28 protein-coding genes are annotated in these 22,208 nt (G+C 67.2%); 15 read left to right on the top strand and 13 right to left on the bottom strand.

Going from position 1 to position 22,208, the window contains the following annotated elements:
• The first annotated feature begins 23 nt into the window (after window positions 1-23).
• From VJ162_RS14540 to VJ162_RS14550, 3 genes are read left to right on the top strand one after another with little or no spacing between them, the layout of a single operon-like run.
• Window positions 24-485 carry a 30S ribosomal protein S19e gene (locus VJ162_RS14540; protein ID WP_324665263.1) on the top strand — a complete coding sequence of 154 codons (462 nt, stop codon included), beginning with the start codon at window positions 24-26 and terminating at the stop codon, window positions 483-485.
• Between the two features lie 46 nt (window positions 486-531).
• Window positions 532-879, top strand: a complete 348-nt coding sequence (locus tag VJ162_RS14545; RefSeq protein WP_324665264.1) for a DNA-binding protein — start codon at window positions 532-534, stop codon at window positions 877-879.
• On the top strand, window positions 880-1,479 hold the full coding sequence (locus VJ162_RS14550) for a DUF7411 family protein (protein ID WP_324665265.1): 600 nt from the start codon (window positions 880-882) through the stop codon (window positions 1,477-1,479). It begins immediately after the preceding gene.
• 33 nt (window positions 1,480-1,512) lie between these two features.
• Here the strand turns inward: VJ162_RS14550 and VJ162_RS14555 are convergent, their stop codons facing one another.
• A complete protein-coding gene (locus VJ162_RS14555; RefSeq protein ID WP_324665266.1) occupies window positions 1,513-1,740 on the bottom strand; it encodes a hypothetical protein in 228 nt (75 codons plus the stop codon).
• A gap of 135 nt (window positions 1,741-1,875) precedes the next feature.
• On the opposite strand from VJ162_RS14555, the gene hisS reads away from it, so the two are divergent.
• Window positions 1,876-3,174, top strand: a complete 1,299-nt coding sequence (hisS, locus tag VJ162_RS14560) for a histidine--tRNA ligase (protein ID WP_324665268.1) — start codon at window positions 1,876-1,878, stop codon at window positions 3,172-3,174.
• Here the strand turns inward: hisS and VJ162_RS14565 are convergent.
• Complete coding sequence (locus tag VJ162_RS14565; protein ID WP_324665270.1) at window positions 3,169-3,678, bottom strand: GNAT family N-acetyltransferase; 510 nt, start codon at window positions 3,676-3,678, stop codon at window positions 3,169-3,171. The genes hisS and VJ162_RS14565 overlap by 6 nt on opposite strands.
• Before the next feature lie 99 nt (window positions 3,679-3,777).
• Between VJ162_RS14565 and truA the strand changes: the two genes are divergently transcribed.
• From truA to pan2, 3 genes are all read left to right on the top strand, one after another.
• Entirely contained in the window at window positions 3,778-4,581 is an 804-nt protein-coding gene (gene truA, locus VJ162_RS14570; protein WP_324665272.1) for a tRNA pseudouridine(38-40) synthase TruA, read from the top strand.
• Window positions 4,582-4,856: 275 nt separating this feature from the next.
• Complete coding sequence (pepF, locus tag VJ162_RS14575) at window positions 4,857-6,647, top strand: oligoendopeptidase F (protein WP_324665274.1); 1,791 nt, start codon at window positions 4,857-4,859, stop codon at window positions 6,645-6,647.
• Between the two features lie 94 nt (window positions 6,648-6,741).
• Window positions 6,742-7,962 carry a proteasome-activating nucleotidase Pan2 gene (gene pan2 / locus VJ162_RS14580; RefSeq protein WP_324665276.1) on the top strand — a complete coding sequence of 407 codons (1,221 nt, stop codon included), beginning with the start codon at window positions 6,742-6,744 and terminating at the stop codon, window positions 7,960-7,962.
• A gap of 73 nt (window positions 7,963-8,035) precedes the next feature.
• On the opposite strand, the gene VJ162_RS14585 is transcribed toward pan2, so the two are convergent.
• Complete coding sequence (locus VJ162_RS14585; protein WP_324665278.1) at window positions 8,036-8,164, bottom strand: hypothetical protein; 129 nt, start codon at window positions 8,162-8,164, stop codon at window positions 8,036-8,038.
• A gap of 136 nt (window positions 8,165-8,300) precedes the next feature.
• On the opposite strand from VJ162_RS14585, the gene VJ162_RS14590 reads away from it, so the two are divergent.
• Together VJ162_RS14590 and VJ162_RS14595 are read left to right on the top strand one after the other, a co-directional pair.
• On the top strand, window positions 8,301-8,771 hold the full coding sequence (locus VJ162_RS14590) for a pyruvoyl-dependent arginine decarboxylase (protein ID WP_324665280.1): 471 nt from the start codon (window positions 8,301-8,303) through the stop codon (window positions 8,769-8,771).
• 99 nt (window positions 8,772-8,870) lie between these two features.
• A complete protein-coding gene (locus tag VJ162_RS14595; RefSeq protein WP_324665282.1) occupies window positions 8,871-9,224 on the top strand; it encodes a DUF5811 family protein in 354 nt (117 codons plus the stop codon).
• 161 nt (window positions 9,225-9,385) lie between these two features.
• Here the strand turns inward: VJ162_RS14595 and VJ162_RS14600 are convergent, their stop codons facing one another.
• The 4 genes from VJ162_RS14600 to infB form a co-directional block, all read right to left on the bottom strand.
• The gene (locus tag VJ162_RS14600; RefSeq protein WP_324665284.1) at window positions 9,386-9,703 is read right to left on the bottom strand and encodes a hypothetical protein; all 318 of its coding nucleotides are present in this window, start codon (window positions 9,701-9,703) and stop codon (window positions 9,386-9,388) included.
• 67 nt (window positions 9,704-9,770) lie between these two features.
• Window positions 9,771-9,953: a hypothetical protein gene (locus VJ162_RS14605; RefSeq protein WP_324665286.1), complete on the bottom strand. Its 183-nt coding sequence runs from the start codon at window positions 9,951-9,953 to the stop codon at window positions 9,771-9,773.
• A 71-nt stretch (window positions 9,954-10,024) separates the two neighbouring features.
• Window positions 10,025-10,201 carry a hypothetical protein gene (locus tag VJ162_RS14610; protein ID WP_324665288.1) on the bottom strand — a complete coding sequence of 59 codons (177 nt, stop codon included), beginning with the start codon at window positions 10,199-10,201 and terminating at the stop codon, window positions 10,025-10,027.
• 326 nt (window positions 10,202-10,527) lie between these two features.
• Window positions 10,528-12,333, bottom strand: a complete 1,806-nt coding sequence (gene infB, locus VJ162_RS14615; protein ID WP_324665290.1) for a translation initiation factor IF-2 — start codon at window positions 12,331-12,333, stop codon at window positions 10,528-10,530.
• Between the two features lie 245 nt (window positions 12,334-12,578).
• On the opposite strand from infB, the gene VJ162_RS14620 reads away from it, so the two are divergent.
• Both VJ162_RS14620 and VJ162_RS14625 read left to right on the top strand, forming a co-directional pair.
• A complete protein-coding gene (locus VJ162_RS14620; RefSeq protein WP_324665292.1) occupies window positions 12,579-12,818 on the top strand; it encodes a PRC-barrel domain-containing protein in 240 nt (79 codons plus the stop codon).
• Window positions 12,819-13,277, top strand: coding sequence for an NOB1 family endonuclease (locus VJ162_RS14625; RefSeq protein WP_324665294.1), 459 nt, complete (start codon window positions 12,819-12,821; stop codon window positions 13,275-13,277). It begins immediately after the preceding gene.
• On the opposite strand, the gene VJ162_RS14630 is transcribed toward VJ162_RS14625, so the two are convergent.
• The 3 genes from VJ162_RS14630 to VJ162_RS14640 form a co-directional block, all read right to left on the bottom strand.
• Entirely contained in the window at window positions 13,274-13,420 is a 147-nt protein-coding gene (locus tag VJ162_RS14630; RefSeq protein ID WP_324665295.1) for a ribbon-helix-helix protein, CopG family, read from the bottom strand. The genes VJ162_RS14625 and VJ162_RS14630 overlap by 4 nt on opposite strands.
• 69 nt (window positions 13,421-13,489) lie before the next feature.
• On the bottom strand, window positions 13,490-14,284 hold the full coding sequence (locus tag VJ162_RS14635) for a CPBP family intramembrane glutamic endopeptidase (RefSeq protein ID WP_324665296.1): 795 nt from the start codon (window positions 14,282-14,284) through the stop codon (window positions 13,490-13,492).
• Window positions 14,285-14,380: 96 nt separating this feature from the next.
• On the bottom strand, window positions 14,381-15,676 hold the full coding sequence (locus tag VJ162_RS14640; protein ID WP_324665297.1) for a glucose-6-phosphate isomerase: 1,296 nt from the start codon (window positions 15,674-15,676) through the stop codon (window positions 14,381-14,383).
• 91 nt (window positions 15,677-15,767) lie between these two features.
• Between VJ162_RS14640 and VJ162_RS14645 the strand changes: the two genes are divergently transcribed.
• From VJ162_RS14645 to VJ162_RS14660, 4 genes are all read left to right on the top strand, one after another.
• Complete coding sequence (locus tag VJ162_RS14645; protein ID WP_324665298.1) at window positions 15,768-16,289, top strand: hypothetical protein; 522 nt, start codon at window positions 15,768-15,770, stop codon at window positions 16,287-16,289.
• 102 nt (window positions 16,290-16,391) lie between these two features.
• Entirely contained in the window at window positions 16,392-16,859 is a 468-nt protein-coding gene (locus tag VJ162_RS14650; RefSeq protein ID WP_324665299.1) for a DUF5812 family protein, read from the top strand.
• Between the two features lie 131 nt (window positions 16,860-16,990).
• Window positions 16,991-17,860 (top strand): protein translocase subunit SecF, encoded by an 870-nt coding sequence (gene secF, locus VJ162_RS14655; RefSeq protein WP_324665300.1) that lies wholly within the window; start codon window positions 16,991-16,993, stop codon window positions 17,858-17,860.
• Window positions 17,857-19,425: a preprotein translocase subunit SecD gene (locus VJ162_RS14660; protein WP_324665301.1), complete on the top strand. Its 1,569-nt coding sequence runs from the start codon at window positions 17,857-17,859 to the stop codon at window positions 19,423-19,425. The genes secF and VJ162_RS14660 overlap by 4 nt, the downstream gene beginning before the upstream one ends.
• A 226-nt stretch (window positions 19,426-19,651) precedes the next feature.
• Here the strand turns inward: VJ162_RS14660 and rnhB are convergent, their stop codons facing one another.
• From rnhB to VJ162_RS14675, 3 genes are all read right to left on the bottom strand, one after another.
• Window positions 19,652-20,287, bottom strand: coding sequence for a ribonuclease HII (gene rnhB, locus VJ162_RS14665; protein WP_324665303.1), 636 nt, complete (start codon window positions 20,285-20,287; stop codon window positions 19,652-19,654).
• Between the two features lie 58 nt (window positions 20,288-20,345).
• Window positions 20,346-20,738 carry a DoxX family membrane protein gene (locus VJ162_RS14670; RefSeq protein WP_324665305.1) on the bottom strand — a complete coding sequence of 131 codons (393 nt, stop codon included), beginning with the start codon at window positions 20,736-20,738 and terminating at the stop codon, window positions 20,346-20,348.
• 133 nt (window positions 20,739-20,871) lie between these two features.
• Entirely contained in the window at window positions 20,872-22,149 is a 1,278-nt protein-coding gene (locus VJ162_RS14675) for a tRNA pseudouridine(54/55) synthase Pus10 (RefSeq protein WP_324665306.1), read from the bottom strand.
• Window positions 22,150-22,208: the final 59 nt, after the last annotated feature.

Here is a 22,208-nt window from a genome sequence, read left to right on the forward strand (position 1 = left end):
ACGCCGACGGGAAGCAAGGGCCAATGACGACACTCTACGACGTGCCCGCAGAGGACCTCATCGAGGCCCTCACCGAGACGCTCAAGGACGAAGACGACATCGAGGCCCCCGAGTGGACCGCCGTCGCCAAGACCGGCGTCGACCGCGAGCTCCCGCCCGAGCAGCCGGACTTCTGGGAGCGACGCGCCGCCAGCCTGCTCCGGAAGGTTGCCGTCGACGGCCCCATCGGCGTCAGCGACCTCAAGTCCGAGTACGGCACCTCGAAGCAGGGCACCACCCGCTACCGCGTCCGCCCCCACCAGAAGGCCGAGGGCTCCGGGTCGATCATCCGCACCGCCCTCCAGCAGCTCGAAGAAGCCGGCTACGTCGAGACCAGCGAGGCCGACGGCCGACGGGTCACCGGCGAGGGCCGCAGCCTGCTCGACGACACCGCCGGCGAAGTCCTCGAAGATCTGGACCGCCCCGAACTCGAACGCTACGCCTGAGGCTCCGAAATCGTTTTCCGGCCGAACCCGGTAGCTGTTGATATCCATGAGTGGTGACCCCAGCGAGGAGGAACTCGAAGAGCTCCGCAAGCAGAAGATGGAACAGCTAAAGGAGCAACAGGGCGAGGGCGACGCCGAGGCCCAGCAGGCCGCCCAGGAACAGGCCGAAGCCCAGAAGAAGGCTATCCTCCGCCAGCACCTGACCGACGGCGCCCGCAAGCGGCTCAACACGGTCAAGATGTCCAAGCCCGACGTGGGCGAGCAGGTCGAACAGCAGATCGTCGCCCTGGCCCGCAGCGGCCGCGTCGGCGATCAGATCGACGAGGACCAGATGAAAGAGCTCCTCTCGGAGCTGACGCCCGACTCGAAGAGCTTCGACATCAAGCGCCGGTAGATGCGCTGTGGGCTGTTGTTCAGCGCCGGGAAGGATTCCTCTCTCGTGGCGCTTTTGCTAGAGGACTTCTATGACGTGACGCTGGTCACTGCGAGCTTCGGCGTCGTCGACCCCGAACCGGCCCGCGAGGCCGCCGACGCGCTCGGCTTTCCGCACGAAACCGTCGATCTGGACCCCGCAGTGGCCCACGACGCCGTCTCGCGGATGTACGACGACGGCTACCCCCGGAACGGCATCCAGCAGGTCCACGAGCACGCCGTCGAGCGGGTCGCCGCGGGCGCGTGGGCAGACGACATCGACGCCGTCGCCGACGGGACCCGACGGGACGACCGCGTTCCGACTGTCGACCGCCCGCTCGCCCAGAGTGTCGAGGACCGCTTCGGCGTGGACTATCTCGCCCCGCTTTCCGGTGTCGGTCGGGGTGCTATCGACGGCATGGTCGCCGAGACGCTCGCCGTCGAGACCGGGCCGAGCGCCGAGATACCGAAAGCCGATTACGAGGTCGAACTGCGCTCGCTCCTGCGTGCGGAGCACGGAGCGGGCGCCGTCGACGAGGTGTTCCCCGAGCACACCCAATCGCGGGTCCGCGGACGGTCCTAGGCGGCTGGCGTGGCGGGTAACTGCCCGCCGGCCTTACTCCGTCGGTTCCACGGCGAGTCGTTCGTCTTCGACCGCTCTGTAGGACTGGGTTGCTAGGGCCAGCCCCAGGGCAAACAGCGCCGAGACCGTCCAGACCCCGTTTACCGCCGTGTACACGCTCAGCCCGCCGGCGACGAGACAGAGCGACACCGACCACAGCTTCTGCATCTTGCTCCCGGTCCGGTCCGCTGTCAGATACTCGCTATCGGTAGACGCGGTCACTGGTCGCTCTCCTGCGGTGAAGTCGTGTAACTCTTCTCATCCGAGCCGGGCAGAAATTATCTATTCGCTAACAGTAACGCGCGGTCCGAGTCGCGAACGAACAGCTTCAAGCGCGCCCTCGCTGTACGCGGAGACATGTACGACTCCGTCAAGGGCTTTCGAGATTTCTACCCCGAGGAGATGGGGTCCCGCCGCTGGGCGATGGACACCATCGAGGACACCGCCAGACGGTATGGCTTCCGGGAGATAGGGACGCCGGCGCTGGAACCGACCGAGATGTACACGGACAAGAGCGGCGAGGAGATCGTCGAGGAGCTCTACAGCTTCGAGGACAAGGGCGGCCGCGAGGTGGCCCTGACCCCCGAGCTCACGCCGACGGTCGCCCGGATGTTCGTCGCCAAACAGCAGGAGCTGTCCAAACCCATCAAGTGGGTGTCGACGCGGCCGTTCTGGCGCTACGAGCAGGTCCAGCAGGGCCGGTTCCGGGAGTTCTACCAGACCAACGTCGACATCTTCGGGTCGAGCGAACCGGACGCCGACGCCGAGATTCTGGCAGTCGCCGTCGAGATGCTCTCAGACCTCGGTCTCGACGACGACGACTTCGAGATTCGGGTCTCCCACCGGGACATCCTCTCGGGCCTGCTGGAGTCGTTCGACGCCGGGGTCGACACTCGCGAGGCCATCCGGGCCGTCGACAAGCGCGCGAAGGTCGACCGCGACGAGTATCTGGACCTGCTGTACGAGGCCGGCCTCTCCTACGACGACGCCGAGGCGTTCGACGACCTGCTCGACACCGGCGAGGACGACCTCGATACGCTTGCGGACCGCTCCGAAGCCGTCGCGGACGCCACGGGGAACCTCCGTGCGGTCCTCGCGGCCGCCGACGACTTCGGGGTGCGCGACCAGCTCACCCTCTCGCTGTCGACCGCGCGCGGGCTGGACTACTACACCGGCGTCGTCTTCGAGTGTTTCGACGCGACGGGCGAGGTGTCCCGGTCGATATTCGGCGGCGGGCGCTACGACGACCTCATCGAGGGCTTTGGCGGCCAGCCGACCCCGGCGGTCGGCTTCGCCCCGGGCCACGCGACGCTGCAGTTGCTCTGTGAACGCGCCGGCGTCTGGCCGACAGAGGAGCTCCGGACGGACTACTACGTCCTGCAGGTGGGCGACACGCGGCCGACCGCCGCGCGGATCGCCCGCGACCTGCGCGAGAAGGGCCACGTCGTCGAGACCGACATCGCCGACCGCTCCTTTGGCGCACAGATGGGCTATGCCGACGGCGTCAACGCCGAGACGGTCGTCATCGTCGGTGAGCAGGACCTGGCAAACGACGAGGTGACGCTAAAAGAGATGGACGGGGGCGAACAGGTGTCGGTCCCGGTCACCGAGTTCCCGGGCGAGTACGACCGGCCGACCTTCGAGGACTTCTCATAGGTCGCGTTCCATCTCGATTTCGACGTGTTCGCGCAGCCGGGTCTCGAAGCCCGCCGCGCGGTAGACCCGTATCGCGACGTGGTTGCGCTGGGAGACCGCAAGCCAGACGTGTTCGATGCCCTCCTCCTGGCCGTGGCCCAGCAACACCTTGATGAGCCGCGTGCCGATACCGGCCGACTGGTACTCGGGGTGGACGAAGATGGCCAGCTCCGCGCTGCCGTCCCCGACGGGCACGAGCGCGGCGTGGCCCACCGCCCGGTCGTCGTGCCAGACGACGACGTTCACTCCCTCCTCCAGCAGTCCCTGGGCCCACTCGCGAATGGCGGGCTCCTTGCGCGGTGGCACGCCCTGGGACCGCGAATCCGCGTCGAAGTCGACGTACATCGCCACGAGCGGCTCGGCATCGCCGTCGTAGGCCACCATCCGGACTGTCCGGTCTTCGCCGTCAGTGAACTCCTGTGGCGGACGTGGGAACTGGTGGCCGTCCTCGGCGGATTTTGCCATTCTACCGCTGGCTACGGCCCCGACGTTGGTAAATCCCCCTCTCGTTGCCACGCTGTGGGAGCCGACCCACACAAGTGGGACCCCCGCATACGACGGGGTATGCGCGCCTACCGGGTCGCCTACGACGGCCGGCCCTACAGCGGCTTCCAGCGCCAGCCCGACGTGGCGACCGTCGAGGGCGCACTGCTTTCCGGGCTGGCCCGCCTGGGCGTCCGCAGCCGCGACGACGGGCCGCCCGCGGGCTACGCCGCGGCGGGTCGCACCGACGCCGGCGTCTCCGCCGTCGCCCAGACGGTCGCCTTCGAGGCCCCGGAGTGGCTGACGCCCGCGGCCTTTACCAGCGAGCTGCCCGCCGCCGTCCGGGTGTGGGCCAGCGCCGACGTTCCCGGCGACTTTCATGCGACACACGACGCGACCGAGCGCCGCTACACCTACTTCCTGTACGCGCCCGAGGCCGACGACGACCTGGCACGCGAGGCGCTCGCGGCGCTCTGTGGCCGCCACGACTACCACAACCTCACGCCCGACGACGAGGGGACAGTGCGTGAGCTGGTTGGCGACCTCAAGCGGGACGGCGACCTGCTGGTTGTCGAGCTTCGCGCCGGCGGGTTCGCCCGGCAGCTGGTCCGCCGCGTCGTCGGCCTGCTCGATGAGATTATTCGGGGCGAATCCGCGCTCTCGAAGGTCGACCGCGTCCTCTCGGCTGAGCCCCTGTCCGGTCCCGAAGGGGTCGCGCCCGCGCCGGCGTACCCGCTCGTCCTGACCGGCGTCGACTACCCCGGCGTGGTGTTCGACCCGGACGACGACGCCGTTGACGGCGCCCGCTCGGTCTTCGAGGACCTGCGGGTGGAACGAGCGACCGCGGCGCGGGTTGCTGCGTGTGTGGCGTCGGGGATAGAGTAGGCCGCCGATGGTGCGTTCAACGAAGTAGATCGCTGTAACAGCCAGAAAGTCCCGGCCCGTGGAACAATCAAATAGGCGGACTGAAAGGGGCCGACTGCTCGTCGAGCGAGACGAAGCAAGGACCGCAACGAACGGAGTGAGTGAAGACCGCAGCGAGTCGCAGCCGACGAGCAGTCGGGGGCTTTCTGGCCCTCACTCGTATCAGTCGAGGCATAGAACCCACACACTCCTCGCCCGGAAAGGCTTACTTCGGCGGGTTTCCTACCCCGAGGCACATGAGTTCGGTACCCGCACGCGACGACATCGACGAGGAGTACAAGTGGGCCCTCGAATCCCTCTATGCCGACGACGAGGCCTGGGAGCGAGCCTACGAGGACGCCGAGGGGCTCATCGAGGACCTCGAAGCCTACGAGGGCCGCTGTACGGACGACGCGGCCACGCTTCTGGCTACCCTCGAAACGTACGAACAGCTGATGCGAACGGTCTCGAACGTCGCCTCCTACGCCCGGATGCGCCGGGACGAGGACACGACCGACGACACCTATCAGGCGCTGACCGCTCGCTCGCAGTCGCTCTCCTCCGAGGCGAGTTCGGCCGCCTCCTTCCTCGAACCCGAACTGCAGGAACTGACCGAGGACGACATCGACGAACTGGTCGAGACCGAACCCGCCCTGGCCGACTACGAGCACTACTTCGACGACGTGTTGCGGATGAAACCCCACACCCGCTCGACGGAGGTCGAGAACCTGCTGGCCGAACTGGGTGAGGTCACCGGCGCCGCGGGCGAGGTGTACAACATGCTGGCCAACGCCGACATGGAGTTCCCGACCGTCGAGGGGCCCGACGGCGACGCCCAGCCCATCACGCTGAACAACTTCACGACGCTGCAGAAACACCCTGACCGCGAGTTCCGACAGCGTGTGTACGAGGCCTTCTACGACGAGTGGGCGGGCGTCAGAAACGCCGTCGGCACGGCCCACAAGAACGCCGTCAAGACCGACGTGAAGCTCGCCCAGGCCAGAAACTACGACACCGCCCGTGGGGCCGCGCTGAACGGCCCCAACGTCCCCGTCGAGGTGTACGACACGCTCGTCGACACCGTCCGCGACAACCTCGACAACCTCCATCGCCACGCCGAGCTGAAACGCGAGAGCATCGACGGTGACGACCTTCGGATGTGGGACCTCTACGTCCCGCTGGTCCAGGAGGAATCGCCCGAGGTCAGCTACGAGCAGGCCTGCGAGTACGTCACCGAGGCCGTCGCGCCGCTTGGCGAGGAGTACCAGTCCCGGCTCGCGGAGGGGCTCGACTCGCGGTGGGTCGACGTCTACGAGACCAGACACAAGCAGTCCGGCGCGTACTCGGGCGGGACCTACGACTCCCAGCCGTTCATCCTCATGAACTACCAGGACGACGTCGAGTCGATGTACACGCTGGCCCACGAACTGGGCCACTCGATGCACTCGGAGTACACCAGCGAGAGCCAGCCCTACGTCTACTCGAACTACGAGATATTCGTCGCCGAGGTCGCCAGCACGGTCAACGAGACGCTGCTGACCCACCACCTGCTTGACACCGTCGAGGACGAGCGACTGCGCCGCCACGTCCTCAACGAGTACCTCGAACGGTTCCGCTCGACGCTGTATCGCCAGACGATGTTCGCGGAGTTCGAACACCGGACCCACGAGATGGCCGAGGCCGGCGAGCCTCTGACGCCCGACCGGCTGGACGACCTCTACGCCGAGCTGAAAGGCGACTACTACGCGCCCGCAGAGCTCGACGACCGTATCGCCCGCGAGTGGATGCGCATTCCGCACTTCTACCGGGCCTTTTACGTCTACCAGTACGCGACCGGCATCTCCGCGGCCGTGGCGCTCGTGGACGGCATCCTCGAGGAGGGCGAGCCCGCCGCACAGCGCTACATCGACTTCCTGTCCAGTGGCTCCCGCGAGTACCCGCTGGAGCTGCTGCGGGGCGCCGGCGTCGACATGGCCTCGCCCGACCCGGTCGAGTCGGCACTGGACACCTACGGCGAGTACCTCGACGAGTTCGCCAGCCTCCGGTAGCCCCGCCGCGGGTCGACGAGACTGTCGGCCGACACGACTCGGTGTTGTGACCCAAAGGCACTTTTAGTCTCAACCGGTAGTATCGGGCAGTCAAATGTCGCGCAGTCCCTCGCTTCCGGAGCGACCACGTCTGGACCTCGACCCAGAGATGACGCCAGAAGAGCGTCTAGAGGCCCTCCGGGACCACTTCGAAGAGATAGTCCGTGTCAACGAACAGCTCACCGAGCAGCTCGACAGCGCCCAGGAGCGCCAGGCCGACCTCTCGAACGACGTCGACCAGCTCGAACGGGAAAACGAGACGCTGAAAACCTCCTCGCTGTACATCGCGACGGCCGAGGAGCTAACCGACGACGGCGTCGTCGTCAAACAGCACGGCAACAACCAGGAGGTCCTGACCGAGGTCTCGCCCTCTATCCGCGACACGCTCGAAGCCGGGGACCGCGTCGCCATCAACGATTCTTTCAGCGTCAAGCAGATTCTGGAAGCCGAGACGGACTCGCGCGCCCAGGCGATGCAGGTCGACTCCTCGCCGGACGTGACCTACGAGGACATCGGCGGCCTGGAGGAACAGCTGGTCGAGGTCCGGGAGGCCGTCGAGGAGCCCCTGCTCAACGCACAGCAGTTCAAAGACGTGGGCATCGAACCGCCAAGCGGCGTCCTGCTGCACGGCCCGCCCGGCACCGGTAAGACGATGCTCGCGAAAGCCGTCGCCAATGAGACCGACGCCACCTTCATCAAGATGGCCGGCTCCGAGCTCGTCCGGAAGTTCATCGGCGAGGGCGCGCGCCTCGTCCGGGACCTCTTCGAGCTCGCCTCCGAGCGACAGCCCGCCATCATCTTCATCGACGAGATCGACGCCATCGCCGCCAAGCGCACGGAGTCCAAAACCAGCGGCGACGCCGAGGTCCAGCGGACGATGATGCAGCTGCTCTCGGAGATGGACGGCTTCGACGACCGCGGTGAAATCCGTATCATCGCCGCCACGAACCGCTTCGACATGCTCGACCGCGCCATCCTCCGACCCGGCCGGTTCGACCGCCTCATCGAGGTCCCCAACCCCGACGCCGAGGGCCGCGAGCGCATTCTGGAGATTCACACCGAGGACATGAACCTCGCCGCGGACGTGGACCTGGGCGCCTTTGCCGCCGAAACGGAGGGACTCTCGGGCGCCGAAATCGCCTCGCTGACCACGGAGGCCGGGATGTTCGCCATCCGGGACAGCCGGACCACGGTCGAGCAACAGGACTTCTACGACGCCCTGGAGAAAATCGACCAGGACGAGGAGACGGGCAGCCAGCCGGTCGCCTTCGCCTGAACCTTTTTCTGCATCGGGTTCGCGCTCTGCGCGAACCACTCCTTGAAAAACGTTCGCGAAAAAGACCGGACGCTCACTTCGTTCGCGTCCGGTGAAACCGCTCGCCAACGGCGAGCGGTATGCACACTCTGGACAGCCTGCCCTCCCCCGGTTCGCTCGGGAACGGCTCGCTCCACGGCTCTCTGCGCTCGCCGTTGCGCATCGAGAGTCCTCCCCACCGTCGGACTCTCGTTGCCGTTCCACTCGCTCACAGCCACTGCACCGCTCTCGCCTGGCCACTCACCGCCCGCGATAGCCGAAACGAAACCCCTTAGCGGCCCCGTCGTTCAGGCTCATACATGAGTACCATCCGGGTCGTGTGGGGGACCGCCACCGGCCCGACCGCGCTGGCTTCCTACGACGCGGCGCTGGCCGAGGCCGGCGTCCACAACTACAACCTGGTGACGCTCTCGTCGGTCATCCCCGCCGGCCCCGACATCGAACTGGCGGGGACGGCGCCCGAGCTGGGTCCCCCCGGTGAGGCCCTGGAGGTGGTCCAGTCGGCTGCGACCGCGGCGCCGGGCGAGCGGGCCGCCGCGGGCATCGGCTGGGCGCGCAGCGAGGCCGGCCCCGGCATCTTCTACGAGGTCGACGGGACCGACCCCGACGCGGTGCGGGCGGAGATTCGCGAGGGGCTGGCGGCCGGCCGGGAACTCCGGGACTGGGAGTTCACCGAGGAGTCCGTCCGCGTCGAGTCGGTCGCGCCCGAGACGACCCACGCGAGCGCGGTGGTCATCGCCACCTACGGCAAGAGCTGCCCGGTCGTCTGACCCGCCCGGTCGCTCCGCCGGCAGGTTCGGACGACGGCAACATTGCCGCAAAGCCACTGGGTTTTTACCGGTCACCGACCTATCGAAGAGAGAACCTACATGTACGGAAATTCGCCCCTCGGTGGCGAGACGGAGAAAGTGACGCTCACGCGTGAGCAGCGCCAGACGCTGCGCCGCGACCTCGCGACCGTCGCGGCCCGAACGCGGGAGCTGCTCCCCGGGGGGTTCGTGGTGGGCTCGGAGGTCAGCGACAGCGAGACGGGGCCCCGGGCGACAATCGCGGTCCAGCCGCCGGTGGGCTCTGTCGTCAGTGCCGACTACCAGCCGGAGGACCCGGAGTCGGCGACCATCTCCGACGAGGAGCGGGACGACCTCGCACAGGGGATCGCCGCCTCAGCGGCCCTGCAGGTCAAACAGGTCATGGGCGAGGACCGCTCGCCGACAGCGCAGTAGCGGCAGTCTTTTTCAGTACGCGCGGTCTCCGTGACGCCGCGTAGCCGATCCCGCTCGAACTCGTCGAGACGACGGCCCGGCTCATACTGGGGGCTGTAACAAACTGAAGTAATTCGCCACCCGGGGTGACAAATATCTTTACGAACGTACCGCCACCAGTATCAGCAGTCAGTGTGGCCCTGTGTCAGTGTCCAGCCGCCGTCGACGAACGACTCGCGAGCGGCCTCGTAGTCCCGGTCGGCCATCCCGTAGTACGACTCTCGACCGACCGGCGTCCGCACCCGGAGCACGACGGTGTGGTCGGTGACGTCGAAGACAGTGACCGACTGTCGGCCGGCCTCGTCGGTCCACGTCTCGCGGGGTCGGCCTTCCCGCGTGACACAGGTGTGGCCGTACTCCCAGCTGTGTGATTCTGCCCGGTCAAGCGCCGCCGGGAGGTCGGCCCCCAGCACGCCCGACGACGTGTCTGACGTTGCCATGCCGGTAGCTACACCGAACAACGCAAAAAACCGTGTGATTTCACGGCCGGGCGCCCAACGCCGCCGCTCAGGCGTCGGTCGGCGGGTTGTAAAACAGTGCGTAGCCGATAGAGCCGGTCGCGGGTATCGAGCCCGCGGCCATGGCGACGGCGACGCTGAGCGAAGTGGCGACGGCACCAAAGGCCGCAAGCGCCATCGCGATGGCGATACTCGCCAGCACGAGGTCGGCCGTCGAGAGCGGAGCGGTCATCGTGTCCGTTCGAAGACACGCCGTCTAATTAAATATTATTACTCCCGTCGAACTCGCCCGGCCGTATCGGCCTACAGCGACTCGCCGACGTCGGGGCGCTCGTTGATGAGAAAGGGCAGGACGACGCCGACACCGAGCAGGAGCGCCAGCACGAGCGGCCCCGGTGCGTCGAGCCAGGCGGCGGTGTAACTCAGGAGTACTGCGAGCGCGCCACAGCCGAGGAGAATCCGGTTCTCGCGGGAGAGCATGGCCGGTCTTCTCGCGGACCGAGCAAAAGGGTACTGCTCGCTCTCTGAGAGACGCTCTAGTCGGTGTTCCGCTGCTGTTCCGCGGAACGCTCCCGCTCACCGCGTCGTTTTTCGCGGTTTCGCTGCGGCGAAACCTCGCTACTGCTCTCCGGCTCACTGCGTTCGCCGTCGTCGGGCGGCAAAGCCGCCCGACTGCCTGCGGGACCACCGGTCCCGCTCCGTTTCGCTTCGAGACCCCTCGCTTCGCTCGGGCTCTCGCTACTGCTCCGCGGGTCACTGTGTTCCCCGCGTCGCTTTTCGAGGTCACTCGCAGGCTCGTGACCTCGCTACTTGCCCCAGAAGGGGTCCCGATTCCGGTGTTTTTCGAGGTACATCGACAGCGCCTCGCGCTCGTCGATAGATATCTCCTCTTTCAGCTCCTGTTCGAGTATCTTGGCGTGTTTCTCGGGGATTTCCACCCAGAGGTCGTCGCCCTCCTCTATCTGGCGGCCGACAGTCGGGCCGTCGATGGAGGCAGCGAGCTGTTCACCTGTGCGGGCCGCGTCCACGTCCTCGCCGGCGTCCTGCAGCGATTTCAGGCGACCGACACGGGTCGGCTCCGACCCGTCCCACTTGACGACGTTGACGTTCCGCCGGAGTTCGCCCGAGAGGACCTCGACGCCGACGACGGCGGGGTCGTTCTGGCGGAAGGTGTGGTCGGGCAGTACCCGGAACTTCGCGGGGCGGGTGATGTTCTCCAGAATCTGTTCCTGCTGGGACTCCTGAATCTCGGTGACGTGGTCGTCGTACCCCTCGACGAGCTGGTAGATGACGTCGTCCTCGAACAGCGTCACGTCCTCCTGTTCGGCCAGGTCCCGGGCGTCGTCCAGTACCTCGACCGAGAAGGCCAGTATCGCGCGGTGGGTCGGCTCGTTTGCGGTCTCGGCGACGCGGACGTCCCGGGGGGCGACGGCGCCGACCTCGGCGCGCATGATGGGTATCTCCGCCTCTTCGAGCGTACTGGAGATGGCCTCCAGCGAGCCGAGCGTGTCGGCCTTGACGACGACGCCCTCCTCGCCCGTGGTAACCTCGATCTCGGAGAGTTCCTCCTCGACCTCGGCGATGACCTCGCTCCGCTCGCGGTCACGGAGCACCCGGATTGGCGCGCCGGCGATGGCGTCGTCTAGGTCCGGCGCGGCGACTTTCACGCCGTCGGCCGCGGCTACCGAGTCGACCTGCTCGAACTGCTGTTCGGTGCGTATCTCCTCAAGCGGGCGCGGGCGGAGCAGGGCCCGAACGTCGGTGACGATGGGGCCCTGGAGCCCGCCGACGACGATGGTGTCGTCCGCACGGATGGTCCCGTCGTAGATGATGGCGTCGAGCGTCGCGCCAAAGCCCTGCGTGTCCTTGACCTCCAGTACCGTGCCGACGCCGGGGCCCGTGGCGTCTATTTCCATCTCCGCTTTCATGTACCGCTGGGACAGCCCCATCATCACGGTCAGCAGGTCCGGGATGCCCTCGCCCGTCTCGGCGGAGACGGGGACGACGCCGATGTTTGCCTGGAAGTTCTGGACGCGCCAGTACATGTCCGCGGAGAAGCCGTTGTCCGAGAGCTCGCCGATGAGCTCGTACAGCTTCTCGTTTAGGTCCGAGGTGACCCGCTCGGACTGTGCGTCCATCGTCTGCTGGACGGGCTGGTTCTCGTTGGGGTTCCAGCCCGGGACGGTATCGATCTTGTTCGCGGCGACGATAAAGGGCGTCTGGGTCCGCTTGAGGATGTCGATGGCTTCGAGCGTCTGTGGCTGGAACCCGTCGTTGATGTCGACGACGAGGATGGCGATGTCGGCCAGTGCCCCGCCACGGGACCGCAGCGTCGAGAAGGAGTGGTGGCCGGGCGTATCGATAAACAGCAGGCCGGGCAGGTCGAAGTCGGTCGGGTCGACCAGCTCTCCGGCGATGTCCGAGATGACGTCGAGCGGGACCGCGGTGGCCCCGATGTGCTGGGTGATGGCGCCGGACTCGCCCGCTGTCACGGCCGAGCCGCGGATGCGGTCCAGCAGGCTCGTCTTCCCGTGGTCGACGTGACCCAGTACGGCGACGATGGGTGTCCGTAAGGTGTGCTCCGTCTCTGTGGTGGCGTCCTGGTCAGACATAGATGGCCTCAGAAGTTACTGGAAGGTGTCGGCCACAGTAGTTAAGTTCGTCGTCATGGCCGTCTCCGGACCCTGTAGGCTCGCCACGACGCCGCTTCGGTGACTGTCTCGCCCATCCCGACTCCGGGGGGCAACAGCCGTCGCCGGCGTTTCCCCGTGTCGTTGTCCCTGGCCGCCGGAAAACGGGTGTACGCCGCGTGTCTGACGCCCGTGGCGTTTATGTAAGCGCGCTCAGAAAGACGACTATGGCCGACATACTCGCCGAGAACCTCTCGGGGAAAGACGTCATGGGTAGCGACGGGGCGGAACTGGGAAGCCTCTACAACATCACGATGGACCTCTCGTCGGGGTCGCTCAACCACCTCGTCATCGACCCCGCCGAGTCGCTCCGGAACACGGACTTCGAGTACAGCGACCAGGGCCGGCTGCTGGTCCCCGTCGAACGGGTCAAAGCCGTCAAAGACCACATGATCGTCAAGCGGTAAATGTACGTTCTCGATTCGTCCGCGTTTATCAACGAGTACCACACCGACGAACGGATAGCGACGATTCCGCTCGTCCAGGAGGAGTTAGAGGGCGAGGCCGCCTATCGCTTCGACGCCCTGGAGGGGTCGGGGATGCACCTGCACATCCCCGAAGACGACACCGTCGAGCGCATCGAGCGGGCCGCCCGCGAGACCGGCGACCTCGCGGAGCTGTCCGAGACCGACATCCGCCTCATCGCCGCCGCCTTCGAACTCGACTGTCCGCTCGTCACCGACGACTACGCGATGCAAAACGTCGCGGAGAAACTGGACGTCCGCGTCGAGGTCATCGCCCGCGAGGGTATCAGCGAGCAACGGGAGTGGCAGTTCCAGTGTGCGGGCTGTGGCCGCGAGTTCGACGAGAACCACGACCGTTGTCCCGTCTGTGGCAGTTCGCTCTCCCGCAAGAACCCTGCCTAGACGGTCCGCTCTTCGATGTCTTCGAGGCCCAGCTCGATGAGCTGCCTGAGGACGTCCTCCTCGCTGATACCGTACCGGCGGGCCAGCTGTTCGATAGCCCGGGCCTGGTCGTCCTCGCACGCGACCGTGAACCGGGTTGACATACCACGGAAAAGGGACGCCGCCAGCTTAAACACCCGTCAGACAGCCGTCGCACGGCGACCGTGGCCCTCTCAGCCCGGTAGCGTGGCGGCAGTGGTCGCGACGTAGTAGTTCACCACGAACAGCCCGGCGTTCCAGAGCCCGTGGGCCAGCGCGGGGACGGCGAGGCTTTCTGTGTACTCGTACACCGCGCCCAGCACCAGCCCGAGCGCGCCCGCGGTGAGGATGTACGTCCAGGCGCTCCCGGAGCTGATAGCAAGGTAGTGGCCCAGTCCGAACAGCAGGCTCGCCAACGCTACCCCCGGGACCACGCCGAACGCGCGCCGGAAGAGCCCCTGGACGACGCCGCGGAAGACGAGTTCCTCAGCCGGCCCGACGAAAAAGAGCGCGACCGGCACCATGTACAGAAAGAGGACGGGATTGTCGCGGCCCTGCGTGACGATGCTGTTCTGGCCGCTCTCGACGGTCACGCCGAACAGCGTCTCGGCGAGCGCGGAGAGCAACTGGACGACGGCGCCCATCGCCAGCGAGCCAAGCAGGATACCGACCAGCCCGACCACGGCCCACCCGAGGTCCGAGGGGCCGGGCCGGCGCAGATAGACGAGCGACCGGTCGTCTCTGACCCGGAGATACACGACGCCGGCGAGGATGAACCCGACAAAGGAGATGGCGTTGACCGCCGCGTACAGGCCGGCGGACGTCGAACTCGCATCGAGGGGGACCGGAACGCCAAGCAGCGCCGCGCCAAGCGAGGAGAAGACGCCGGCAAAGAGGAACGCGCCGGCGACGACGGCCAGCGCCCGGACGACGCTTTCGGTTATCGTGCGGCCGTCGGCGACCGAGACGTACGGCGGCGAGAGTGCCATAGCGGTTGGCGGACGTACGCGAGCGGGACTCAAGACCCCACCGATCGGGGCGCGCGGCTCGGGCCGTCCCGTCCTGCCGACGCTCGCGTCGCAGCCCTAGTCGATGCGGTAGCTGGGACGTTCGGCGACGGTCTTTGTCTCCGCGGTCTCCTCGCCCGACAGCAGGCCGCGCGCGGCGCGCTTGCCCCACTCGACGGCGGGCTGGGTGAACGTCTCGATGTCGGCCAGCTCGCCCACCAGCACCGTGGCGGCCTCCATCGCGTACAGCAACTCGCCCAGCCCCTCGGCGTCGAGTCGGTCCAACTCTATCTCGACGGCCGGCCGACCGGCCTCGGCGAGGCTGGCGACGGTGGCGTCGTACTCCGCGTCGAGCAGCTGTCCCAGGTCCGCGCCCGCGAAGTACGACAGCGAGTCGTGCTCGGACTCGGGGATGGGCACGTCGGCGCGCTCGCCCGGCCGGACGACGGTGACCATCTTGTCCCGCGGGCCGGCCCGGTAGAGCTGGAGCTGGGAGTGCTGGTCGGTCGCCCCGAGCGCGCGAGCGGGCGTCTGGCCTCGCCCGTCCTTGCCGAGGCTCTCGGCCCACAGCTGGGCGAACCACTCGGCGAAGTACTCCAGGCGCTCGGCGTAGGGCATGACGGCGTTGACCGCGGCGCCCTCCTCTTCGAGTGCGTAACAGACGGCGCCGTAGGCGTAGCCGGGGGAGTCATAGAGCGACGGACCCAGCCCGTCGGCGGCCGCGCTCGCGCCGTCGAGCAGCCCCTCGATGTCGACGCCGAGGATGGCCGCCGGGACCAGTCCGACCGACGACAGCGCGGCAAAGCGGCCGGGAACGCCGTCGGGCACCGGCAGCCGGGGCAGGTCGTGCTCGTCGACGAGTTGGGACAGCGGCCCGGACTCGCCGGTCGTCACGACCGTAAGCTCGGTCCAGTCGACGCCCCGGTCCTCGTAGGCCGCCCGGACCACGAGGAAGTTCGCCAGCGTCTCGGCCGTCGTGCCGGACTTCGAGACGACGTTGATGGCGGTCTCCTCCAGCGGGAGCCCCGCGAGCGTACGCTCTACGTGTTCCGGGTCGACGTTGTCGAGGATGACGTGCCGGTCCGGGTCGTCGGCCAGCGCCGCCGTCACCGTCTTCGCGCCGAGGGCGGAGCCGCCGATACCCACCGTGACGACGTACTCGGCGTCTTCGACCGGCTCGACGGCCTCGCGGATGACCGACGGGTCGGTCTCGTCGGGCAGGTTGAGCGCGGCATAGCCAAAGTCGCCGTTTTCACGGCCCGCGGCGATGGTCTCGTGGGCTGTGGCCACCTGTTCGTCGAGCGCGTCGAGGGCGTCCTCGTCGACGCCGGGGTCCGCCACGTCGCCCAGCGCCGCTCCGATATCGAGATGCATGCTGGTACCGTCGAAGGCCTCTTACATATTTACAGGGGAGTCGCCGCTCGACAGCGTGGCGCTTAACCACGTCCTGACCCTACGTCGACCGATGACAGATGCGCAGCCGACCGAGAGCGAGCGGAGCTACGATGGCTTTCCCGGCACCTTCCCCTACGCGCTCCGGACCAGCGAGTCGCTGCTGTTCAAGGGGTACGTCGTGGTCGCCGTCCTGCTTTCGGTCGCCATCGCCCTCATCTTCACCTTCGGCCTCATCGGCGTGCTGGCGGGGAGCACCGGCGCCCGCGGCGGGACGTTCACCTTCTCGCGGACCTTCTTTCTCTTTGTCGGCCTGCTCGTCGTCGCACCACTGCTCGCCCCGGTGTTGCTTGTCGCGCGGCGCCACCGCCGCACCGCCTCCTCTGTCGCCTACGACCGCGGCCTGGCCCTCTCGGCACTCGCTTTCGTCGCCTCGCTGTACGTCGGGTTGATTATCTCGGTGCCACCGGCCCTCCAGGAGTCGACCAACAGCGGCGTGGTGGCGGCGCTCTATGGCTTGCCACAGCTCGCCGGGCTCGTCCCGCCGCTGCTCGCCGTCGGGCTGATGTACGCCGTCCATCGGCTCCTGCGGTGACGGCACTCTCTGGTGTGTTCCCTCACGATACACTGACTGCACGTCCTACAGCCGCTGGTGCCAGTCGAAACCCGGAAAACCGGCCCCGGCGTACCGCTGCCCATGACCGAGAAAGAGGGGACCTTCCTCGTTACCCACGCCGACGAGGCGTCGGTGACGCTCCGGGACGTGGTCGACTCGCAGGTACTGACGCTGTCCGAGAACCCCGGCCTCGAAGCCGGGACTGTCATCGAGGCCACGCTCGAAGCGGAGCCGCCCATGGAGGTGACCTATACGGTGGCCGACCTCGCGGCCGAACGCGAGATTCCCGTCGAGGTAGTCGACCTGGAGCCGACGGCACAGGCGAAAGACGCCGCCGCCGACCAGCCGGTCGGCGAACTCACCACGCGGGAGCGGGCGGGGACCGGCGAGGTACACGTCCTGACGGTGCCCGACGGCGAGACAGCGGCGACGGCCGAGGAGGTCGCAGCCGACGAGGAGACGGTCGCCCGGGCGGGCCGGCTGGGCGTCGACCGCGTCGAGATTCGCACCGCCGACGGCGTCGTCAGCGTCCGGTATCTCCCGGACTGATACTGCCGGCTGTCCCGAACTCGCGGTGGGGAATCTCTGTGCGAACGTACAGCCGGCAGTAGGCCGGTTCGTTCCCCGGCTAGCAACGCGGAGTAAGAAGGCTTATTCGGTGGCGTGCCACACCTGCGGCCATGGTCGCGTTCGAGGTCCCGGAAGTCGATTACACGCAGTACTCCAACCGCCAGCTCGTCGCGGTCCCGCTCGCGGTGCTGGCGGTCGCCCTGGGGGTGCTCGCGGTCACCTTCGTGATGACCGGCTCGCCGGTCGCGCTGGGAAACGACTTCACAGGGGGATCAGAGCTCACGGTGCAGTCGTCCGGCCCGATTTCGCAACAACAAGCAACCGATATCTTCGGTGACTCCGTGGTCTCGGTCCAGCAGGTCTCCGGGCAGGACCAGTACATCATCACGTTCGACGATAGCGCGGAGATATCGACGCTTACGACCCAGGCCGAACAGGCCGAGGGTCTCACCGTCCTCCAGAGCGGCACCACGTCGCCCGTCTTCGGCGCGGACAACCAGCGCCTCGCCGTCATGGGCGTCGGCGTCGCCTTCCTCGGGATGAGCCTGCTCGCGTTCGCGCTCTTTCGAACGTTCGTCCCGAGCATCGCCATCGTCATCTCGGCCTTTTCGGACATCGTCATCCCCGTCGCCATCATGAACCTCGTCGGCATCAAGCTCTCGCTTGGGACCGTCGCGGCGCTGTTGATGCTCATCGGGTACTCGGTGGACTCGGACATCCTGTTGAACAACCACGTCCTCCGTCGCTCGGGCGGGTTCTACGAGTCTACCTACCGGGCGATGCGGACCGGTGTGACGATGACGCTTACCTCCATCTCCGCCATGACGGTGATGGCCATCGCGGCGACGCTGTTTGGCATCGAGCTGATGGCCTCCATCGGTCTCGTGCTGGTGCTTGGACTCACGGCTGACCTGATGAACACCTACATGCTCAACGTCACGCTGCTTCGCTGGTACAAGTACGAGGGGGTCAACCGATGAGCGTCCTCCGCGAGAACTGGCGCGTCGTCGTCCTCGTCGTCCTCCTGTTTGGCAGTACCGTCGCGCTGTTCGTCCCCGGTGCGCCGCCCGGGACGACCGGTGACGAGGGCGCCGGCGGCGACCAGCTCACGAACCTCCAGTACGGTATCGATCTCTCGGGTGGCGCCCGTATCCAGGCGCCCGTCGTCGGGATGACCGCCGAGGGCGTCGACATCGGAAACCAGAGTCAAGAGGCACAGGCCCAGCAGGCTATCGCGGACCGACTCGGCATCGACCCCATCGACGTCGAGGTCCGGGCGGCCCGGCAGGCAAACCAGAACGGCACCGTCGAGGTGTTCAGCGGGAACGTCACGACCGACGAGTTCCGGACGGCGCTCCGGGAGGAGGGGTACCGTCCCTCGACGGTTCGCGACGGTGTCACACAGGCCACCCGCGACCGGATGGTGACGACCGTCCAGGACAAGATAACCACGTCCGCGCTCAGCGGCGGCCGGGTCCAGGAGGTCGACTCCCCCGGCGGACAGAGCTTCATCAGCATCACCGCGCCCGGTCGCGACGCCCAGGAACTCATCGATATCCTCGAAGAGCGTGGCGTGGTCCGCGTCTACGCCGTCTATCAGAACGACACGACCGGCAACTGGTCCCACCAGCAGGTGCTCAGCCAGGACGAGTTCGCCTCCATCAGCAACGCACAGAACCCGGACAACGGCGGTCCCCAGGTGCCCGTGACCATCGAACAGAGCGCCGCCGAGCGGTTCCAGTCGGACATGGCCGCGGCCGGCTTCGGCAACGGGGCGTCCTGTAACGCCGAGGCCAGCGACCACGACTCCGTCGAGAGCATCAACGGGACGTGTCTGGTGACGACGCTCAACGGCCAACCCGTCTTCGTCGGCGGCGTCCGGCCCGACCTCGGACAGTCCTTCGCCGACGGGAGCTTCGCCAACGACCCGCAGTTCGTCATGACCACCACGTCGATGGACGAGGCCCGCGAACTCCAGCTCTCCCTGCAGGCCGGCCGCCTGCCGGCGGATCTCGACTTCGCGAACGGCAACCAGAACACGCTCTCGCCCGCGCTGGCCGACCAGTTCCGGACGAACTCGCTTATCACCGGGCTACTTGCCGTTTTGGCGGTCAGCCTCGTGGTGTACGCCCGCTATCGCCGCCGCGAGGTCGCGCTGCCGATGATAGTCACCGCGCTCTCTGAGGTGTACATCCTGCTTGGCTTCGTCGCGCTGGCGCAGTACCCGCTGAACCTCTCGCATCTGGCCGGCTTCATCGCCGTCATCGGGACGGGGGTGGACGACCTCATCATCATCGGTGACGAGATTCTCCAGCAGGGCCAGGTCGGGACCGCCCGCGTGTTCCAGAGCCGCTTCCGCAAGGCGTTCTGGGTCATCGGCGCGGCGGCGGCCACGACCATCGTCGCCATGGTCCCAATGGTCGCGTTCCCGCTGGGTGACCTGTCTGGCTTTGCCATCATCACCATCGTCGGCGTCCTCATCGGCGTGCTGGTGACGCGACCGGCCTACGGTGACATCCTCCGGAGCCTCGTCTTAGACGAGTAGGGACCCTCGGCGGCGTTGTTTTTCAGAACGTTTCCCGCTCGACCGCACCTGGAAAGCCCCCGAGCGATCTGGCCGAGGGGCTCGCTGTGCGCTTCCTTCGCTCACTCCGTTCGCTCGGTGCAGTGCTTACGTCGCCCGTCTTCCCGCATCGCTCGGCCCCTTTCAGTCCACCCCCGGCGGCTGACCAATCAGCTACAGGCGCCTCGGTTAGACGGTCCGACCGCGTTCAGAAATCACCCAGCGACGACTGCTGGGCGGCGGCGAGTACGTCGTCGCAGGTCGACCACGAGGTTCTGGCACAGTCAGGCAGGTCGCCATGCTGTTCGACGTAGTCCGCCAGAAACTCCCTGGTCGTCGGGTCACTCGGGTATCCCGAGCCCACGTCGCCGTGCGTCTCGGCCAGCTCCGCGACGTGGCTGTCGCGGGCCACCTTCGCCACTATCGAGGCCGCGCCCACCAGCGGGTCCGTCTCGTCGGCGCCGTGTTCGGCGGTGATATCGACCACCGCGTCGACGCGGTCGGCGACCCGATGGCCAAAGCGGTCGGCGTCGGTGTCGCCGGCGTCGACCAGTCCCGCGAGGCCGTCGCGGGCGACCCCCGACAGCGCATCGGCGTGTGCGGCGACGGTCAGCGTGTTCATGTCCGTCTCCGGGTCGTCGATTCGCCGGACGGGAATCTCCGCGACGGCGACGGCGTCGGCACTGTTCCGGATTTTGGCGTCCAGTCGCTCCCGTTTCGCCGGGGCGATGCCCTTCGAGTCGCCGACGCCGTCGGGGAGCGCCGCGGGCTCGGCTCGCACTGCGGCGGCGAACATCGACCCCAGCACGGGTCCCTTGCCGGCCTCGTCGACGCCCAGTCGCATGGCTGGTGGGTTCGCGGCGTCGAGTAAAGCCGTTGTGGTCGGCTCGTGGCCGACTGCGTTACTCGCGACTGGCTCGTCTGAAGAACGCTATCGCCGCACCCAACAGCGTGAGGTTCTGGACGAACGAGGTCAGCTCCTCGCCGCGGGACTCCGCGTCGACGTTCCAGAAGTCATGCATGACCGGCGTGACACCGAGCAGAAACGCGGCGATGCCGCCCGCTGCGAGCTTCGGTAGTTTCCAGAGCGCGATACCGATGCCACCACCGAGCAGGAGTCCGCTCGATGCGGGTACGAGCTGCTTTGCGAACGGGACCCCTTTGGCCTCTGCGTAGCCGATACGACCCTCCAGATTCGTGAGATTCCGAACGGCGAGCACTGCCAGGCCGCTCCCGAAGAGGAGCCGCCCGAGCAGCGACGGCGGGCTGTCGCCGTTTGGCTCTATATCAGACATGCATGCGATGAAGCCGGTGTGTCCGGATAACGCCACGCCTTACCGACGCCGCTGCCGGTATCCCGGACGCTGCTTCAACTGGTCGCAGTCACCGTGTTTCGACGCGGCCGACCGGACCGAGACCGCCGCGTGGCTACTGCCGGAAGAACTCCTCGTCGGCGAACGGTTCGTCTTCGCCCTGCACGTCGACCACGTCGAGTGCAGTGACCACCGCGTCGACGCCCAGCAGACCGGTCAGACTCGGCTCGGTTCGGCCCTCGTCGCTCGAAATCAGCTCTTTCACGTAGAGGCCGCCCGCGCCGTGGATGCGGATGTCGGCGTGGGTCTCATCGACCAGGTCGCCGCTCGCTTCGTACACGTCACGCGTCCGCGTGAGGTCCGCCCTGCGGTGGGCGACGCGCTGGGGCGTCTCCTGGTGGATGGTCGCGCCTTCGAGTTCGTCGAGAGCGGCCTGCAGGGCCTTGTCTGTCACCGGTTCGTCGAACTCCACGTCCATCCGGTAGGTCTTCGAGGCGTCGAGTTCCTTGACGCGTTCGACCATCTCGTGGGTCGCCAGCCGGAGCCCCTCGACCTCGACTTTCCCGTCGGCAAAGTCGTTGATGTCCGCTTCCAGCTGATCTGCGTCGACGTTCCGCTGGCGGGGCGCCTCGACCTCGATGACGAACGGGCGTCCCGACTCAAGCATCAAGGCGTCGACGTCCTCGCGGCCGGCGCCGTGGAAGGTGCCGGACTCGCCGTCCATCGCGTCGACGACGACGGGCGCCGAGAGCTGTTCGACCGACTCGTCGTAGCGGTAGCCCGTGCCGTCACACCCCTCACAGGGCTCGCCCTGCCAGCGCCCGGTGCCGTTGCAGTCGTTGCAGGGCCATTTCGTCTGGGGGATGTCCCGCTGTAGCTTGCGGTAGCGGCCGTAGACGAACGCGGAGTTGACCTTGGCGTCGACCTCGTCGGTCGCCAGGTCCAGCGTGAACTGCACGTCGGGGCGGCCGAACTCCACCTCCGCGCCGGTGATGTCTCCAATTCGCTTGCCCACTTCGCGGTTGAGTTCCGTCTTCAGCGCCTCGCCCGCGTCTTCCTCGAAGCCGATGTCCTCCCGGAGCAGGGCGTCGTTTTCTTCGAGCAGGGGCGGCACCTTCGTCCCCACCTGATACGTGTCGAAGTCGTACCCCCGAACCGCGGTCGCGGCCTGCTCGGCCCACCACTCGACCCGCTCGCTCTCCAGTTCGCAGACCCAGCAGTCGTCGTCCGGTTCGTAGGGCTCGTCGTCTTCCAGCGCAAGCGACACCCGGAGTGCGTGGCCCCGCTCCCCGTTTGCCAGCCCGAAGCTCCGCTCGGCGAACAGCCGGCCGAGACAGGAGTCACAGAGCGGCCCCGTCGCCAGCGCGGCCTCGGCGTCGTCTAGAACGGTCATTGTCGATGTGAGGAGAGCGGTCGGTAACTGCGTTTCGACCTACGGTTTCCCCGCACACC

Origin of the sequence: Haloarcula sediminis (assembly GCF_035656455.1) — an archaeon.
Classification (GTDB): domain Archaea; phylum Halobacteriota; class Halobacteria; order Halobacteriales; family Haloarculaceae; genus Haloarcula; species Haloarcula sediminis.